Here is a 15,524-nt window from a genome sequence, read left to right as displayed (position 1 = left end):
CGGGAGCGCGTCTGGTTCAGTTGTGGTCATCGCCCCGGTGGGAGCGAACGTTCTAGTTGACGTTGTTGGCGTCGGCGTCGGGGAACGCCTGCTGCGTGTAGCCGCCGCGCAGCGTGCCGTCGATGTAGGCGGCGCGGCCCGCGCGCCGGGCGATCTTGCCCGAGCTGGTGCGGGGCAGCGAACCGCCGGGCACCAGCAGGATGTCGCGGGCCAGCACGCCGTGCGCGGCGCCCACGGCGGAACGGATGCCGTCGGCCAGCGCCTGCTGGTCCTGCTTCGCGCCGCCCGCGCCGAGCTCGGCGACGATCACCAGCTGCTCGGACTGGTCGTTCGGGTCGTAGGTCAGGCCCGAGTGCGCGTTCTCGAAGACCGCCTGCGGGAGCTCGTTCGCCGGCACCGAGAACGCCGCGAGGTAGCCCGTGCGGATGTACTTGGTGTCCGACTCCTGCGCGGTGAACTCGATGTCCTGCGGGTAGTGGTTGCGGCCGTCCACGATCACCAGGTCCTTGACGCGGCCGGTGATGTACAGCTCGTTGTCGTGGTACACGCCGAAGTCGCCGGTGCGCAGCCAGCGGGCCTTCTCCAGGTTCTTCACGCCCGCGGAGTGGGTCCCCTCGGACAGCGGCGTCACGTAGTTCTGGAAGGTCTCGCGCGATTCCTCGGCGCGCTCCCAGTAGCCGGAGCCGATGTTCATGCCGTGCAGCCAGATCTCGCCGACCGAATCGTCGGGCAGTTCCTTGCCGGTCTCCGGGTCGACGATGCACGCCCACTGGCTCAGCGCGACATCGCCACAGGAGACCTGCGGGACCGCGCCCTCGGCGTTCTCGTCGGCCACCACGAAGGTGCCGGCGGCCAGGCTGTCGCGGTCCACGTAGACCACGCGGGCCTCGTTCTCGACGGGGGTCGAGCTGACGAACAGGGTGGCCTCGGCCATGCCGTAGCAGGGCTTGATCGCCTTCGGCGACAGGCCGTACGGCGCGAAGGCGTCGTTGAACTTCTTCATCGACGAGACGGTGACCGGCTCGGAGCCGTTGATCAGGCCCTTGACGTTCGACAGGTCGAGGGTCTCGCCCTCCTTGGGCAGGCCGCGGGCGGCGGCGTGCTCGTAGGCGAAGTTCGGGGCCGCGGCGAAGGTCTCGGCACCGTCCTCGACGGCCGCGAGCTCGTTGATCCAGCGGCCGGGGCGGCGCACGAAGGCCGACGGGCTCATGATCGTGATGAACTTGCCGCCGAGCGCGGGCAGGATCACGGTGAGCAGGCCCATGTCGTGGAACATCGGCAGCCAGGTGACGCCGCGGGAGTTCTCGTTGAGGTCCAGCGCGTGGATCATCTGGATCACGTTCGTGCCGACGGCCTCGTAGGTGATCTGCACACCGGCCGGGTTCCGCGTGGAACCCGACGTGTACTGCAGGTACGCGATGGTGTCGCGGTAGATCGGGAAGGGCTTGAGCGTGGAGCCCACCGAGTCCGGGATGGCGTCCACGGCGATGATCCGCGGGCGCTCCTTGGCCGGGAGGTGCCGGAAGAAGTTGCGGCAGGCCTCGGCGGATCCCGAGGAGGTGAGGATCGCGGTGGGCTTGCAGTCCTCGAGGACGATGCGCAGGCGATCGGTGTGGCCGGGCTCGTCGGGGCTGAAGAGCGGCACGGCGATGTTGCCGGCGTACAGCGCGCCGAAGAAGGCGGTCACGTAGTCCAGGCCCTGCGGGGCCAGGATGGCGACGCGGTCCTCACGCTTGGTGATGTGCTGCAGGCGGGCGCCGATGGCGCGCAGGCGGGCACCGAACTGCGCCCAGGTCAGCTCGTGGACCTCACCGTCGCGCTCGCGGCTGTAGTCGATGAAGCGGTACGCCAGCGTGTCGGCACGCTCACGTGCATTGCGCTCCACGAAGTCGACCAGCGTGGTTCCGGGGCGGAAGAAGATGTTGCCGTCTTCGTCCAGAAACTGGTCAAACTCGTTGTTCATGCATCGCTCCTCGAAAGACCGTCCCGGGGTGGCTACGGTCATAGGTAGTTCATCGCCTGGCGGTCACGCCCCGTTGCGGGGCTGTGGGCCACCTCATAGTGCTTGATATCCGCAACCCGTCCGACCGGTTTCGGTGCTGGACACGCCGCGAAAATCCGCAAACCCGGCTATCGTACCGCGCACCGTCGGCACGGACGAAAACCGCGAGTGTGCGGAACCCATCCGGCCCGCTCGCTCCGCGCCCGGCACCGGGTCACTCGCCCTTGAGCTGCTCGAGGACGGGCGCGAAGGCCTCCATCTGCGTGGGCACCACGCCCACGTAGGACATGCCGGTGGCGGCGCGGGTGGCGCGCACCTGATCGGCGATCTCGTCGAACGTGCCGATCGCCAGGTAGGGCGAGCCGAGCACGTCGTCGATCGTGACCTCCTTATCGATCTCGATGCTCGCGGACAGGCCGCGCTCGATGGCCTTGAGCGCGAAGTCTGCGACCTGCTCCCGGTCGTCGGTGACCACGATGGTGGCGATCGACCAGGACAGCTCGATATCGGCGAAGCGATCGCCCGCCGCGGCCTTGACGATCTCCACCTTGTTCTTCACGGCGTCCATCGACATGTCCGAGATCCGCAACTTGCCCTCGGCGGAGCTGCGCGGATTGATCGAGACCACGTCGGCGCGGCGCGCGGCCAGCTCCAGCGTGCGGCGGGCACCGGCGCCGATGGCGATCGGCGGGCGCGGTCCCTGCCGCGGGCGCGGGTAGCCCTTGAGCTGCTTGACCTGGAAGACCTCGCCCTCGAACTCGGCCTCCTGGCCGCGGAGCAGGGTGTCGAGCACGGTCAGGCCCTCGTCGAGCCGGCGCAGCCGGCCGGCCGGGGATTCGAACTCGATGCCGGCCTGGTCGAAGTCGTCCTTGAAGGCACCGAGGCCCAGACCGATCTCCAGGCGTCCTTTGGACAGCACGTCGATCGTGGTGAGCTCCTTGGCCAGCACCGCCGGGTGCCGGAAGGGCATCGCCAGCATCGAGGTGGCCAGCCGGATCGTGGAGGTGCTCACGGCCAGCGCACCGAGCGCGGCCAGCGGTCCCACCTGGGCGTCCAGCCGGTCCGGGATGGCGAAGGTGTCGAAGCCCAGTTCCTCGGCCTCCTGGGCGAGCTTGACGAACTTGCGGGCCCCGCCCTCGTCGGCGTTGCCTGCACCACCCGCTGCGAAACGGAACTTGCGGGGCTCTTCGGTCACGTGGGGGTACTCCTGGTCGACGGCTGTGGGCGTTGGGCACAGCCTAACCGCTGGCCGCCGGTGTTCCAGCCACGCCGAGCATCCCGCAGCGGCATCGGGCCCTCGGAATTTGTCCGGTGCGGACAACTCGCCGGACCTGGACTTTTCGCGAACGCCGCGCCGTTTTCGGCGGTCCACGTCGCAGAAGGCCGCAGCGGCGGCAGCGCGCGGCAACGCGACGCGGCCGGGTCGTCTTGTAGAAGTGCACATCGATCGGATTCGGCCCGGACCGCGCCGCGAAACTGTCGCGCAGGGGCCGGCCGTGGACGTAGTGCACGCGGTCGCGCTCAGGGAGGCGGTTTCGCGACGTCCTGCTAGGTTTCTCAGCAGGTGAGAAGCGCTCGCCGGGACGAGGGGATGATGAACCGTCGCCGATTCATGCAGGCGGGTGCCGCGCTGATGGGACTGGTCGCGGCCGCCTGCGGCGCACCGTCGAACCCACCGGCCGAGCGCTCCCCCATCGACCGCAAGGGCCGGCGCTGGCGGATGCCCGACGAGGGCGACCCGCACGAGCGCACCTGGATGGCCTTCTCCGCTCGGACCGACATCTGGGGCAAGGACCGCGCACCGGACGTGCAGCGCGCGCTGGCGCTGATCGCGACCACGATCGCCCGGTTCGAACCGGTGTCGATGCTGGTGAGCGCCGATCAGTTGGGCCGCGCCCGGGAACTGGTGGGCAACGTCCCCGGGATCACCCTGGTGGCCGGCGACCTCGACGATCTGTGGATCCGCGACACCGGACCCGTCTTCGTCAAGGGCGACCAAGGCCTCGCGGGGGTCGATTTCAACTTCAACGGCTGGGGCGATAAGCAGCGGCACAAGTCCGACGCCGCGGTCGCCGGACTGGTGACCGCGCAGGCCCGCGCCGAGGTGATCCACACCGATCTGGTGCTGGAGGGCGGCGGCATCGAGGTGGACGGCGAGGGCACGGCGATCATCACCGAGAGCTGCGTGCTCAACGACAACCGCAACCCCGGCTGGACCAAGCAGCAGGTCGAGGCGGAACTGAGCGATCTTCTGGGCATCGACACGGTGATCTGGCTGCCCGGCATCAAGGGCAAGGACATCACCGACGGCCACACCGACTTCTACGCCCGGTTCGCCTCCCCCGGCACGGTGGTCGCCGGTCTCGACGAGGATCCCGAGTCCTTCGACTACGACGTGACCCGCCGGCACCTCGACATCCTCAAGGGCGCCACCGACGCCAAGGGTCGCCGGCTCACGGTCGAGGTGCTGCGCACGCCCTCGATGGTGCGTGAGAAGTACCAGCAGGACGACGACTTCGCCGCCGGGTACATCAACTTCTACCTGTGCAACGGCGCGGTGATCGCACCGCAGTTCGGCGACGCCGCGGCCGACGGCGAATGCCGCGCCACGCTGCAACGACTGTTCCCGGGCCGCGAGGTGGTGCAGCTGGACATCGACGCCATCGCCGGTGGCGGCGGCGGTATCCACTGCGCCACCCAGCAGCAGCCGGTTCGGTAGCGCTACTTGGTCTTCGGCGCCCTGTCGATCACGCCGGTTGCCCAGCCGGTGAGCCACTGGGTGGCGGTCTTACCGTCCAGGCTCCAGTTCGCGGTGGTGCCGTACGCGGCGTGCGAGTTCTGGGTCACCGTCGAGATCACCTGCGGCAGACCGGTGGCCAGTCCCAACAGCCCGCCCTTGGGCTGATTGCAGATCGGGTCGTTCGATCCGCAGATGGTGACCACCTTGTCGTCGACGGCGCCGAAGCCGCCCTTGCGCTTGCCCTCCAGATCCACACCGAAGGCGCTGAACCCGGAGAAGGTGACCTCCACGCCCTCACCCGCGGGGTCGGGGCCGACGGCCCGGCCTTCGCCCTGCACCCGGCGGCTGTCGGAGATCAGGCCCACACCGAGCAGCCGCTCGGCGACGATCGGTCCCTGCCCGGCGCCGATCTGCGCGGCGATGTTGCCGGCGATGGTGGCGCCCTGGGAGAAGCCCATGAGCACGAATCCGGTGCGGCCGCAGCGCTCCTTGACCTTGTTGATCTGCGCGATCGCCCGGTCGGTGCCCTGCTGGCGGGAGGCCTGGTAGGTCATCTGGCCGTCCGGCGGCACCGCCACCGGATTGTGGAACTGCGCCACGTACGGGACGGTGAACACCGATGCCCGCAGCGGCTTGTACCGGTTCTGCAACGGGCCGGTGACCTGCAGCATCAGCGAGCGCGGGTTGAACCGCGGGTTCACCGGATCGTCGGTGGCCGAGGACTCCCAGGTACCCGGGATGGAGAGCACCTGCACGTCGGGGCAATCCGCCGCCTGCGTCTCGGGCGGGGGTCCGGGCGGGGTGGGCCCGGGCTTGTTCAGCATCGAGATGATCAGCGCGATCACCACGATGATCGCGATGATCGCCGCGATGGCGATCGCGATGCCCATCGTGTTCAGGGCGCGTTTGCCGTTGCCTGCCATGTGTCGTGAATACCAGGGCTAGCTGTGGGGAGGCTTAGGCGCCCTGTCGATCACGCCGCGCGCCCAGCCCTGCAACCACTGGGTGGCGGTCTGGCCGTTCACCGACCAGTCGGTGGTGGTGGCGTACAGCGCGTGCGAGTTCCCGGTGAGCACCTTCTGCAGCTCGGGCAGCGTGGTGGCCAGCTGGCCCGCCTGGAAGATGTCCTTGGGCTGGTTGCAGATCGGGTCCTTCATCCCGCACAGCGAGTAGGTGCGGTCCTGGAGGACGCCGAAGCCGCCCTCCCGCTTGCCGCGCAGCGCGAGGCTGCCGAAGCTGAAGCCGCCGTAGGCCACCTCGACGCCCACACCGGGCGGGTTGGGGCCGGTGGTGCGGGCATCGCCCGGCTCGCGCCGGGGATCGGAGATCAGGCCCACACCGAGCACGTTCTCCGCGGGGATCGGGCCCTTGCCCGCGGCGATCTCACCGGCGATGTCGCCGGCGATCACGGCGCCCTGCGAGAAGCCCATGAGCACGAAGCCGGTGAGCTTGCACTTGTTGTAGACCTTCGTGATCTGGGCGACCGACTTGTCGTAGCCCTCGGTGCGCGACTTCTCGTAGGAGGCCTGGCCGTCCGGCGGGATGGCGACGGGGTTGGACAGCTGCGCCACGTAGGGCGTGGTCCACACGTCGGCACGCGAGCCCGGGAAGGCGGCCGCGAGCGGGCCGGTCACCTTGAGCATCAGCGAGTTCGGGTTCGCGGTGGGCCGGTAGGGGTCGTCGTTGCTCTTCGACTCCCAGGTGCCGGGCACCGAGATCACCTGCACGTCGGGGCAATCGGCCGGCTGGTTCTTGGGGCGCACCGCACTCGACGGTGCGCCGGACGAGGAGGTCCCGGGTCCGTCGATCACCGGCGGCGTCGGACCCGGCTTGAGCAGGTTGATCAGCAGGATGATCACCAGGATCACGGCGATCAGCACGGCGATGCCGACGCCGATCGTCAGGGGGGAGATCCCCCGCTTGTCTGCGGGCGGCGGGCCGGGCTGCTGCTGCGTCACGGGCCGCTACTTCTTGCAGTACGAGGACTTGGCCTCGGCGATCAGCTTGGTGGCGTCGTCGGTGGCGAGCTTGTCGGCCTGCTGCGCCGAGACGCCCTCGCCGGTGCGCGACGGGCCCAGCATGCCCTTGACCAGGGTCTCCACGTACCGCGGATTCGGGTTCTGCGAGAGCGCGTCACAGGTGTACTGGGCCGCGCCGATGATGGTCTCGTCGGAGGCGACGAGGCCCTCCGACCGCATCTTGGTGACGAATTCCTTGTCCTTCGGGGAGCTGGCCACCGAGGGCGGGCCGGGGTAGCCCGAGGGCACGCTCGCCGAGGAGGCGGGGGCCGTGGCGGGCAGCGAGGTGGGGCCGCCGTCGACCGCCGTGTCGGGCGCCGACACCGTCGAGCTGCCTCCGCACGCGACCGCGCCGAGGAGCACGCCGCCCGTCATCACTGCTACCGCGAGGGCTCCGCGCAGTCCTGCCATGTGAACTCACCCAATCCCTGATAAGTACCTCGGGCCTGCTCGTCTGGGCCTGCCCGCTACGACGCTGCCAGGCTACCGGCGATCGATCCGGCAACCCTCGGATAGGCGGTCAACGCACTTCCGTCGCCCCGTTCACCAGCGCGATCACGCCGCGCTCGAACCGCTGCTCGAGCCCGCCGGGTGCGGGCGTCGCGTCGGCCACGGGGTAGCCGAGGCGTCCGGCCTCGTAGCCCTGACGGCCCCATTCGGCGAAGATCGGGCCGTTCGGCACCACCGTGGCGGGGGTCTTCGGGGACCAGTAGACGACGCCGCCCTGGAACCGCTGGAAGGCGCCGTTGCCGGTCCGCAGCCGCTGCTCGTCGGAGACGGGCAGTCCCAGCGGGGAGCGCTCGAAGCCGGCGGCGGCGTACCGCTCGCCGATGGCGCCGCGCACCGCGCGCGCCCCGGTCTGCGGCGACCAGTACACGACGCCGCCCTGGAACCGCTGGAAGCGGCCCTTCTTATCGGGCAGCGGCTGTTCGCCGCCGGTCGGGTAGCCGAGCGCGCCGCCCGGGCCGCCGGCGCCGAGGTAGGCACCCCCGATCGCGCCGCCCACCACCTGGGCGCCGGTGTCGGCGGTCCAGTAGATCTGGCCGCCGCGGAAGTCCTGGGCGCGGCCGCCGGGCACCGGGTACTCGACGGTGACGCAGGTGCCCAGCGCCGGAACCTTGGGCGCCAGTTCGCCGATCGCACCGGCCGCCGCACAGGGGCGGGCATCCGGCACGCCGAGCGCGGCCTGCGCCTGCGGCCAGGCCTGGCTGTTCTCGAACTGCCAGTAGGGCCAGCTGTGATTGCCGGACGGCCGGTAGATCGCGTTGGCCGGGATGCCCTTGCGGTTGAGCTCCACGGCGAAGGCCTGGTTCGACGAGCGCGCGAGCACCTCGAGCGCCATGGCCTGCAGATCGGCGGGCTGTCCGGTGGCGGGTGCCGAGCCGTTGCCGGAACTGAAGTACAGGCTCACGCCGCGCAGCTGATCGGCGAGCTTGAGCGGATCATGCTGTGCCCATGCGGGATCGGCGGGCGCTCCGTACATCGCGTCGGAGTTGAAGTTACCGGCGTCGCGCATGGCCAGGCCCACCGATTCGGGGGTGCCGGGCGAGCTCATCGACAGGATGCCGGAGTACGAGCCGGCGAACCGGTAGAGCCCCTTGTTGCGGGCGGCCAGGGTGAACGCGGCGGTGCCGCCCATGGAGACGCCGGCGGCCGCGCGGGACTCGGTGGCCCGCCACTGCTGCTGCAGCAGCGGCGGCAGCTCCTTGGCGAGGAAGGTCTCCCACTTGTAGTTCTTGCCGTTGTCGGGGCGGCGCCAGTCGGTGTACCAGCTGGACTGGCCGCCCACCGGCAGCACCACGGTCACGTTCTTGTCGCGGTAGAAGTCCGCGACATTGGTCTCCAGCAGCCACCCGTTCTGATCGTCCCGGGCGCGCATGCCGTCGAGCAGGTACAGGGTGGGGAACTTCGCCTTGGGGTCGGCGTGCCAGTCCTTCGCCAGCAGCAGCTGCACGGTGACGTTGCCGCCCATCGCCGCGGAGAAGACGGTGAGGTCCACCCGGTGATCGCCCTGCCAGGCGGCGCCCACGATCCGGGACTGCGCGGGGGCGGGGTCGGCGTACGACGGTGCGGCGATCCCGGCGGGGCCGGGAGCGACGACGGTGCCCGCTGCCAGCGCCCCTGCGACGAGCAGCGTTCCGATTCGGCCCGCGCGGTGCATCGATTCTCCTTCGTGGATCGTCCTACCGAACCAGTCTTACATGCATGTGATTCGGTGCTGCGGTCCCACGCGGGTCCCCGGTCAGACCAGGCGGCGCCCCTTGGCCCGGTACATCGCGGCGTCGGCGGCGTCGATGGCCGACAGCACGTCGCCACCGGCGGGCACGCGCACGGCACCGACGGTGGCGCTCACCGCGATCCGCGTTCCGTCCACCACGATCGGCGAATCACCGACGGCGGCCCGCAACCGGTCGGCCACGTCGTCGGGAGAGGTCTCGCCGTCGACGGCTGTGATGACGAACTCGTCGCCGCCCACCCGGTAGACCGCGTCGTCGGGCCCGATCGCCGAGGCGATCCGGCGCGCCACGCCCTGGAGCACGGCGTCGCCCGTCTGGTGCCCGTGGCCGTCGTTGATCGACTTGAACCGGTCCAAGTCGGCGTAGGCCACGATCCGGATCGCGGCGGCGGTGCGCTCGGCCACCATGAAGTCCATCGCGTGCCGGTTCGGCAGCTTGGTGAGGGCATCGGTGGTCGCGGTGCTGTGCAGCATCCGGGCCGCATTGCGCAGTTCGAGCACGCTCATCGCGAGGTCCGCGAGGTTCTCCAGGCCGCGCAGCTGACGCGCGCTGAGCTCCCGCGGTTCGGAGTCGTAGATCCGGACGGTGCCCACGGGCAGGCCGTCCGCCGTGCAGATGGGTGCCGCGGCGAAGAGCCGGATCGGCGGGTCGGCGATCTCGAGGTACCGGTTGCCGCGGAACCGCTCGTCCCGGGCGGCGTCGACGGCGTAGACCACCCGGTTGTCGAGCACCGCGAGCGCGCACAGCGAGTCGGCGCGGGAGGCGTGGACGCGCGGCGCACCGTACGAGGCCACGGTGTAGTGCCGGTCGAAGTCGATCACGTTGACCGAACCGAACGGGGCGTCGCACAGCGCCGCGGAGAGCTCGGCGATCCGATCCAGGTCGGGGACGGGATCCGCGCCCACGATGCGCAGCGCGCGCACGGCCGCCACGCGATCATGCTCACGCGGATGCAGAAGAACGGGCATCGCTCCCTCTCGACGATCCTGAAGTTTGCAGAAACAAACTACCGGTGGCCGGTCGGGAGCGTCACACCGGTCAGCGGCGCACCTCCGCCGAGGCCTCCTCGCGGCCCGCGACGCCGAGGTTCTGCGCGATGCCGGTCTGATAGGCCCAGACCACCACCTGGACCCGGTTCTTCACGCCGACCTTCCGGCAGATGTTGCCGATGTGGCTCTTCACGGTGCTCGCCTCGAGGTGCAGGGTGCGGGCGATCTCGTCGTTGGACTTGCCGCGGGCCAGGAGCGCGACAACCTCGAGCTCGCGTCCCGACAGCCCGGTCTCGGGCACCTCCGGCGCCGCGGGCCGTCCCGGCTTGCGGCGGACGAATTCGGCCACCAGCCGGGGCGCGATCCGGGGTGCCACGGAGACGCCGCCGCGGGCCACGTTGCGGACGGCGGCGACGAGCTCCTTCGGCTCGCTGTCCTTGAGCAGGAAGCCGGAGGCGCCGGCATCGAGCGCCTCGAACAGGTACTCGTCGAGGGCGAAGGTGGTCACGATGAGGACCTTGGGCGGATCGGGCTCGGCGAGGATGGTCCGTGCGGCCCACAGGCCGCTGCGCAGGGGCATCCGGACGTCCATCAGCACCACATCGGGTTGCAGCTTGGCGGCGGCCTCGACGGCGACGACGCCGTTGTGGGCGTGGCCGACCACGGTGATCCCGGGGTCGGCGGAGAGGAACAGCTCGAAGCCCTGGCGCACCACCGGCTGATCGTCGGCGATGAGCACCCGGATCCGGCACTGCTCGCTCATGCCACGTTCTCCGTTCCGTCGGCGGCGATCGTCACCGGCGGGCGTCCGCAACGGGGCAGCGAGGCACGGACCAGCCAGTCGCCGCGGTGGTCGATGCCCGCGCTCACCGTGCCGCCCACCAGGCTCGCCCGCTCGCGCATACCCGCGAGTCCGAAGCCCTTGCGCTCCAAACCTTTCCGCTTGGGTATCGAGTTGCGCACCCGGATCTGCACCTGATCGTCGATCCACACCCGCACTCCGACGGCGCACCCCGGCGCGTGCCGCAGCGCGTTCGCCAGCGACTCCTGCACGATCCGGTACGCGGTGAGGTGCGTTCCGCTGTCCACCTCCGCGAGGTCGGCCTCGTCCACATCGATGTCGAGATCGATCGAGGGGAACGACGGTGCCGCCTGGTCGACCAGGGTCGCGATCTGGCACACCGTGGGTTGCGGCAGCGGGTCTTCCGCGTAGCGCAGCACCTCGACGATCTGCCGCAGCCCGTCGAGCGAGCGCTGGCCCTGGACGATGGCCTCGGCCAGCAGTTCCCGGGCGCGCTCGCGGTCGCGGTCGTAGACGGCGTCGGCGGCCCGGGCCTGCACCAGCATGCCGGTGAGATGGAAGGCGGCCACATCGTGCAGTTCGCGCGCCATCTCGCGGCGTTCGTCCTCGATGGACCGGGCGAGCCGCGCCTCGTACTCGTCCTGCGCCGTGCGCAGGGCCCGCACGCTGGAGTCCGCGCGGTCGCGCCCGCGCGCGATCACGCTGCCGATCATGAGGAAGACACCGAACATCACCAGCGCGTTGGCGACCACGCTGACCGTCAGTCCGGTGCTGCCGTCCGTGGCGGGCACCAGGGCGCCCACCGTGATCGTTGCGGCGATCCCGACGGTGGCGAGCAGCGCGAGGCGGCGGCCGCGTACCCGGGTCGCCAGGGTGACGATGGCGAACCACCAGATGGGCGTCGCGGCGAACTCGGCGACATCGGTGCCGAAGGCGAGAACCGCCATGAGGAGGGTGGATCCGAGGAAGGACTCCTCGGGATAGCGGATGCGCACCGTCGAGACCGCGACCATCGCGAGGAGCACCGCGAGCGCACCCAGGACGAGCGCGGGCGACCGCTGGAAGGGCATGTCGACGCCCATGGCCTGCTGCACCGCGGCCAGGGCCACGGAGCCGAACGCGGCCAGGAGCGCGGCCAGCGCCGACTGCGACAGATCGCTGCGCAGCAACGCCGATCTCGGCCGAACGACACTCATCGAACTCCTCGGGTGCGAGCGTCGCCGGCCAGCCGATCAGGGGTCCGGCGACGCGCTCGGCGGAGGGAACGGACGGCGCTGCGCCAGATGAACACTCAGCAGCGCGGGTCCGCGCTCCGCAAGGATCGTCTCGAAGGCTTCGGGCAACTCCTCTGCGTTCGTCACGTGCAGGCTGGGCGTCCCGGTGGCCGCCGCCAGCGCGGCTGCACCGCTCGGGACCTGGAAATTCACCAGTGGGTCACCGGTGGCACGGGTGCTCGACGGCCAGCCGAAGCCGCCGTCGATCAGCTCGACGAACGCGATTGTCGCACGGTTCTCCAGGGCTGTCGACAGAGTCGGAACATTCATTCCGAAGGCGCCGTCGCCGCCGATCGCGAGCACCCTGCTGCCGGTCAGCGCGGCCCCCAGACCGGCGCCGAGGCCGAATCCGAGCGCGGTCTGCTCCCCCGGGACCAGGGTGCGGATTCCGGTGGGCAGCCGGAGGGCGGGCGCGTAGTAGCCCCACAGGTCGGCCATCCCGTTCTCCTGGGCGAGGACCTCGATGCCGGACCCCGGGAGGGCCGCACTCAGCGCGCGGAAGACGGCGGGCGCGGTGAGCGATCCGTCGTCCGGCAGGGCGGCGAGACCGCTCCAGGACTGCGGAGCCGACGGTGCCCTGCCCGCCAGTACGGCCGCGAGCGCGGCCACGAAGGCGGGAGCGTCGCCGTGGACGGCGGTCGCGGCGAGGGCGCGCCCGATCACCGTGGGATCGGTATCGACCTGGGTGATCCGGGCGTCGGGGTGCGGGGACCACTCCATCCGGGCGGTCTCCTCCAGGGCGCTGCCGATCACGAGCAGTTCGTCGGCGGCGGCGAGCGCGGCAGCGGCCTCGGGGGCGAGGTAGAGCCCGGCGAGGCCGCCGAAGTGCGGGTGGTCCTCGGGAAAGGTTCCGCGGCCGGCGGCGGTCACCAGAACCACGGCGCCGGTGGCCTCGGCGACCGCCGTGACGGCGGCGGGATCGGTGCCGCGGGCGCCGCCGCCCAGGATCAGGACGGGCCGCCGAGCGTCCAGCAGCCGGCGGGCGGCGGCGCCGATCGCGGCCTCCGATGCGCGGGCGGGCGCGGCCGGAACCGAGGCGGCGGGTACGGATGCGGTGGCGGTCGCGGCGCCGATGGCGGCGTCGACCATCACGTGCACGGGGCCGCCCGCGGTCCGGGCGATCGTCTCGCCGTGGCGCAGCGCCCAGTACAGATCGGCCTCGTCGCGCACGCGGTGCGTCCAGCGGAACAGGCCGGGCCCGAAGGTGTGCACCGGAAAGCCTTGGAAGGCACCGCGTCCGGCCTCGGGCGATCCCGTGGTCTGGGTGACCACCAGGAGCGGGATCCGGGCGCTGTGCGCCTCGGAGATGCCGACCAGGGCGTTGAGCAGATCGGGGCCCTCGTGCGTGCACAACACCGACGGTGCGCCGGTGGTCAGGGAGGCGCCGGCGGCGGCGAAGGCGGCGGTGCGCTGATCGCGGCAGCCGGCGCAGGGACCGCCCGCGGCCGCGGCGGCGTCGAGGAGGCCGGGTTCGTCGCCCGCGACCCCGATCACGAGCCGGGTGCTGCCCAGTAGTTCGATGGCGCGCTCGAAGACGGTGCTCACGCGGTCACCGTCCGGTAGCGCAGGCGCAGCACCCCGGCGGCGGCGATCCGCCGGCGTTCGCCCGCCAGCCACACGGTGACATCGGCGTCCACGTCGAGCTCCGCGCCGCGGTCGGCGACCCGGCGGGGCCGCGCATCGGCGGTGAGCACGCCGCCGGGCGGCACCGGGTGCGCGAAGGCGAGGCGTTCGAGGCCCAGGTTGATCACCTCGGTCGTCGCGGATTCGGCGTGGGCGGATTCGAACGCGCGGACCTCGTCGAAGTCGTCGATCGCCTCGGCGACCAGCGGCGGGATCAGCGCGGCGACCAGCATGCCGTGGGCCACGGTGCCGCCGGCGGCGGTGCGGGCCGCGCGGGCGGGGTCGGTATGGATCCACTGCCGGTCGCCGGTGATCTCCGCGAAGGCGTCGATCATCGGCTGGGTCACGGTGACGGAGGCGGTCATCGGGCGCCCACCGTGACGTTCGCGGCGCGCCAGCGGCGGTCGGACAGCGGCGGCGGGGCGTAGCCGGCCTCGTCGAACTCGGTGCGGGTCATCGCCCCGAGCGCGAGGCGGGTGAGCCGTCCCCGGTCCACGATCGAGGCATCGCAGAGGGCCTCGGGCCGGATCTTGCCGGATGCCAGGATCAGGGCGGTGTTGGCGTTGTGCACGCCCGCGGCCATGGCGAAGGTGCGTGCGCCCTCGTTGTGGAAGGCGTGCCGCATGAGCGCGGTCATCGCGTCCATGCCCAGTCCCCCACCCCAATCCGCGGGGTCGGCGAGGACCACGCCCAGACCGAACCGGCCGGCGCCCGCCCAGGCGAGGTCGTAGATCCCGATCACCCGACGATCCGGATCGTCCTTGCGGAGCACGGCGCCGTGCACGTGACCCTCGACCTGCTCCTCGCTCCAGGCGAACAGGTCGATGCCCGATCCGGCGAACAGCCGGCGCGCGTCCGCGTCGTGGACGGAGCGGGCGAAGTCCTCGGTGCCGCTCAGCCGGTGCACGGATGTCCCCGTGCCCACGGTCATCTCGGTCCACATGCCGCGGATCACGCGGGGGCCTCCACGGGGTCGGTCTGCAGGTCGGCGCGGATCCGGCGGCGCAGCCGGTCGGCGATGCGGAGTTCGAGGGTGGACGCCTCGTGCTCGCGGAAGCCCTCCAGGGCGAGGCCGGTGACGGCCACGATCACGCCGTCCCAGTAGCGGCCGCCCGCGAAGTAGGCATCGGTGAGCACTCCCTCGAACCGGACCGGCTCGGCCGCCAGCGCCCACTCCACGAACAGCTCGTTGTACACGCCGAAGGCGAGGTCGATCCGCACCAGATCCACGGAGGCGGCGAGGAAGACGATCACCTCGCGCAACGCCGTGTCCAGGAGCTGCGGGGTGAGTGCCTCGTCGGCCGCGGGGGCCACGGCGAGCCGGAGGTGTCCGGGGGTCTGCATGCGGTCGGCGAGGACGACGGCCGCTCCACCGTCCACCAGGAAGGTGATCGCCGCATCGGCGACGAGGCGGCGGGCGGTGTCCTCCTGCACCCACTGCGGTCCGCGCGTGGCGACCAGCGATCCGGGGTTGCCCACCAGGATCGCCACTGCGGCGGTCGCCGACTCGGCGTCCAGCACCGGGCTGACGACGCCCACGCTCACGCCGCCGCGGAGCGCTGCACGAGGGCCCAGAACTGGGCCACCGTCTCGGCCTCGCGGACCTGGTCCTCGGCGAGGTCCACGCCGTAGCGGGCCTGCACCTGGAGCACCAGTTCGAGGATGCCGAGGGAGTCGAGACCGAGGTCGTCGACCAGCGAGTCGGCCGCCTCGACGGTCACGTCCTCGGCGTCGAGATCGTTGATCCGGGCGACCTCGCCGGCCACCAGCCGGTGGAAGTCGGCGGCGTCGGAGTCGGCGCCGAGGGTGGTGGTGTGCGTGTCGGACATGGTGATTCCT

At 71.2% G+C, this 15,524-nt stretch carries 15 protein-coding genes; 1 reads left to right on the top strand and 14 read right to left on the bottom strand.

Annotated elements, in window-relative coordinates; genetic code table 11:
* Positions 1–52: 52 nt before the first annotated feature.
* Both fadD32 and ABD108_RS17545 read right to left on the bottom strand, forming a co-directional pair.
* A complete protein-coding gene (fadD32, locus tag ABD108_RS17550; RefSeq protein ID WP_220656982.1) occupies positions 53–1,963 on the bottom strand; it encodes a long-chain-fatty-acid--AMP ligase FadD32 in 1,911 nt (636 codons plus the stop codon).
* A gap of 253 nt (positions 1,964–2,216) precedes the next feature.
* Positions 2,217–3,197: a TIGR03621 family F420-dependent LLM class oxidoreductase gene (locus ABD108_RS17545; protein ID WP_220656983.1), complete on the bottom strand. Its 981-nt coding sequence runs from the start codon at positions 3,195–3,197 to the stop codon at positions 2,217–2,219.
* 399 nt (positions 3,198–3,596) lie between these two features.
* On the opposite strand from ABD108_RS17545, the gene ABD108_RS17540 reads away from it, so the two are divergent.
* Positions 3,597–4,721 carry an agmatine deiminase family protein gene (locus ABD108_RS17540; RefSeq protein WP_305112463.1) on the top strand — a complete coding sequence of 375 codons (1,125 nt, stop codon included), beginning with the start codon at positions 3,597–3,599 and terminating at the stop codon, positions 4,719–4,721.
* A 2-nt stretch (positions 4,722–4,723) separates the two neighbouring features.
* Here the strand turns inward: ABD108_RS17540 and ABD108_RS17535 are convergent, their stop codons facing one another.
* From ABD108_RS17535 to ABD108_RS17480, 12 genes are all read right to left on the bottom strand, one after another.
* Positions 4,724–5,665 (bottom strand): cutinase family protein, encoded by a 942-nt coding sequence (locus ABD108_RS17535; RefSeq protein ID WP_220656985.1) that lies wholly within the window; start codon positions 5,663–5,665, stop codon positions 4,724–4,726.
* A gap of 18 nt (positions 5,666–5,683) precedes the next feature.
* Entirely contained in the window at positions 5,684–6,700 is a 1,017-nt protein-coding gene (locus tag ABD108_RS17530; RefSeq protein WP_220656986.1) for a cutinase family protein, read from the bottom strand.
* Positions 6,701–6,706: 6 nt separating this feature from the next.
* Positions 6,707–7,171: a DUF732 domain-containing protein gene (locus ABD108_RS17525; protein WP_220656987.1), complete on the bottom strand. Its 465-nt coding sequence runs from the start codon at positions 7,169–7,171 to the stop codon at positions 6,707–6,709.
* A gap of 109 nt (positions 7,172–7,280) precedes the next feature.
* Complete coding sequence (locus ABD108_RS17520; RefSeq protein ID WP_220656988.1) at positions 7,281–8,921, bottom strand: alpha/beta hydrolase-fold protein; 1,641 nt, start codon at positions 8,919–8,921, stop codon at positions 7,281–7,283.
* A gap of 81 nt (positions 8,922–9,002) precedes the next feature.
* Positions 9,003–9,929, bottom strand: coding sequence for a GGDEF domain-containing protein (locus ABD108_RS17515; protein WP_343930950.1), 927 nt, complete (start codon positions 9,927–9,929; stop codon positions 9,003–9,005).
* A gap of 106 nt (positions 9,930–10,035) precedes the next feature.
* Complete coding sequence (locus tag ABD108_RS17510; protein ID WP_220656990.1) at positions 10,036–10,749, bottom strand: response regulator; 714 nt, start codon at positions 10,747–10,749, stop codon at positions 10,036–10,038.
* Positions 10,746–11,984, bottom strand: coding sequence for a sensor histidine kinase (locus tag ABD108_RS17505; RefSeq protein ID WP_220656991.1), 1,239 nt, complete (start codon positions 11,982–11,984; stop codon positions 10,746–10,748). Before ABD108_RS17505 ends, ABD108_RS17510 begins: the two co-directional genes overlap by 4 nt.
* A gap of 36 nt (positions 11,985–12,020) precedes the next feature.
* A complete protein-coding gene (locus ABD108_RS17500) occupies positions 12,021–13,607 on the bottom strand; it encodes a thiamine pyrophosphate-binding protein (RefSeq protein WP_343930949.1) in 1,587 nt (528 codons plus the stop codon).
* Positions 13,604–14,050: a MaoC/PaaZ C-terminal domain-containing protein gene (locus ABD108_RS17495; protein WP_305112471.1), complete on the bottom strand. Its 447-nt coding sequence runs from the start codon at positions 14,048–14,050 to the stop codon at positions 13,604–13,606. Before ABD108_RS17495 ends, ABD108_RS17500 begins: the two co-directional genes overlap by 4 nt.
* The gene (locus tag ABD108_RS17490; protein WP_220656994.1) at positions 14,047–14,640 is read right to left on the bottom strand and encodes a GNAT family N-acetyltransferase; all 594 of its coding nucleotides are present in this window, start codon (positions 14,638–14,640) and stop codon (positions 14,047–14,049) included. Before ABD108_RS17490 ends, ABD108_RS17495 begins: the two co-directional genes overlap by 4 nt.
* Complete coding sequence (locus ABD108_RS17485; RefSeq protein ID WP_343930948.1) at positions 14,637–15,230, bottom strand: hypothetical protein; 594 nt, start codon at positions 15,228–15,230, stop codon at positions 14,637–14,639. The genes ABD108_RS17490 and ABD108_RS17485 overlap by 4 nt, the downstream gene beginning before the upstream one ends.
* Entirely contained in the window at positions 15,227–15,514 is a 288-nt protein-coding gene (locus ABD108_RS17480; protein ID WP_220656996.1) for an acyl carrier protein, read from the bottom strand. Before ABD108_RS17480 ends, ABD108_RS17485 begins: the two co-directional genes overlap by 4 nt.
* Positions 15,515–15,524: the final 10 nt, after the last annotated feature.

The sequence above is a fragment of the Tsukamurella strandjordii genome (genome assembly GCF_039525985.1).
Classification (GTDB): domain Bacteria; phylum Actinomycetota; class Actinomycetes; order Mycobacteriales; family Mycobacteriaceae; genus Tsukamurella; species Tsukamurella strandjordii.
Note: the sequence above shows the minus strand (reverse complement) of the source record. Positions and strands in the feature narration are given on the sequence as shown.

Coding starts and splice junctions, on each gene's coding strand:
- ABD108_RS17520 (WP_220656988.1), bottom strand. CDS start 8,921: ATGCACCGCGCGGGCCGAATCGGAACGCTGCTCGTCGCAGGGGCGCTG.
- fadD32 (WP_220656982.1), bottom strand. CDS start 1,963: ATGAACAACGAGTTTGACCAGTTTCTGGACGAAGACGGCAACATCTTC.
- ABD108_RS17495 (WP_305112471.1), bottom strand. CDS start 14,050: ATGACCGCCTCCGTCACCGTGACCCAGCCGATGATCGACGCCTTCGCG.
- ABD108_RS17540 (WP_305112463.1), top strand. CDS start 3,597: ATGAACCGTCGCCGATTCATGCAGGCGGGTGCCGCGCTGATGGGACTG.
- ABD108_RS17505 (WP_220656991.1), bottom strand. CDS start 11,984: ATGAGTGTCGTTCGGCCGAGATCGGCGTTGCTGCGCAGCGATCTGTCG.
- ABD108_RS17480 (WP_220656996.1), bottom strand. CDS start 15,514: ATGTCCGACACGCACACCACCACCCTCGGCGCCGACTCCGACGCCGCC.
- ABD108_RS17525 (WP_220656987.1), bottom strand. CDS start 7,171: ATGGCAGGACTGCGCGGAGCCCTCGCGGTAGCAGTGATGACGGGCGGC.
- ABD108_RS17510 (WP_220656990.1), bottom strand. CDS start 10,749: ATGAGCGAGCAGTGCCGGATCCGGGTGCTCATCGCCGACGATCAGCCG.
- ABD108_RS17535 (WP_220656985.1), bottom strand. CDS start 5,665: ATGGCAGGCAACGGCAAACGCGCCCTGAACACGATGGGCATCGCGATC.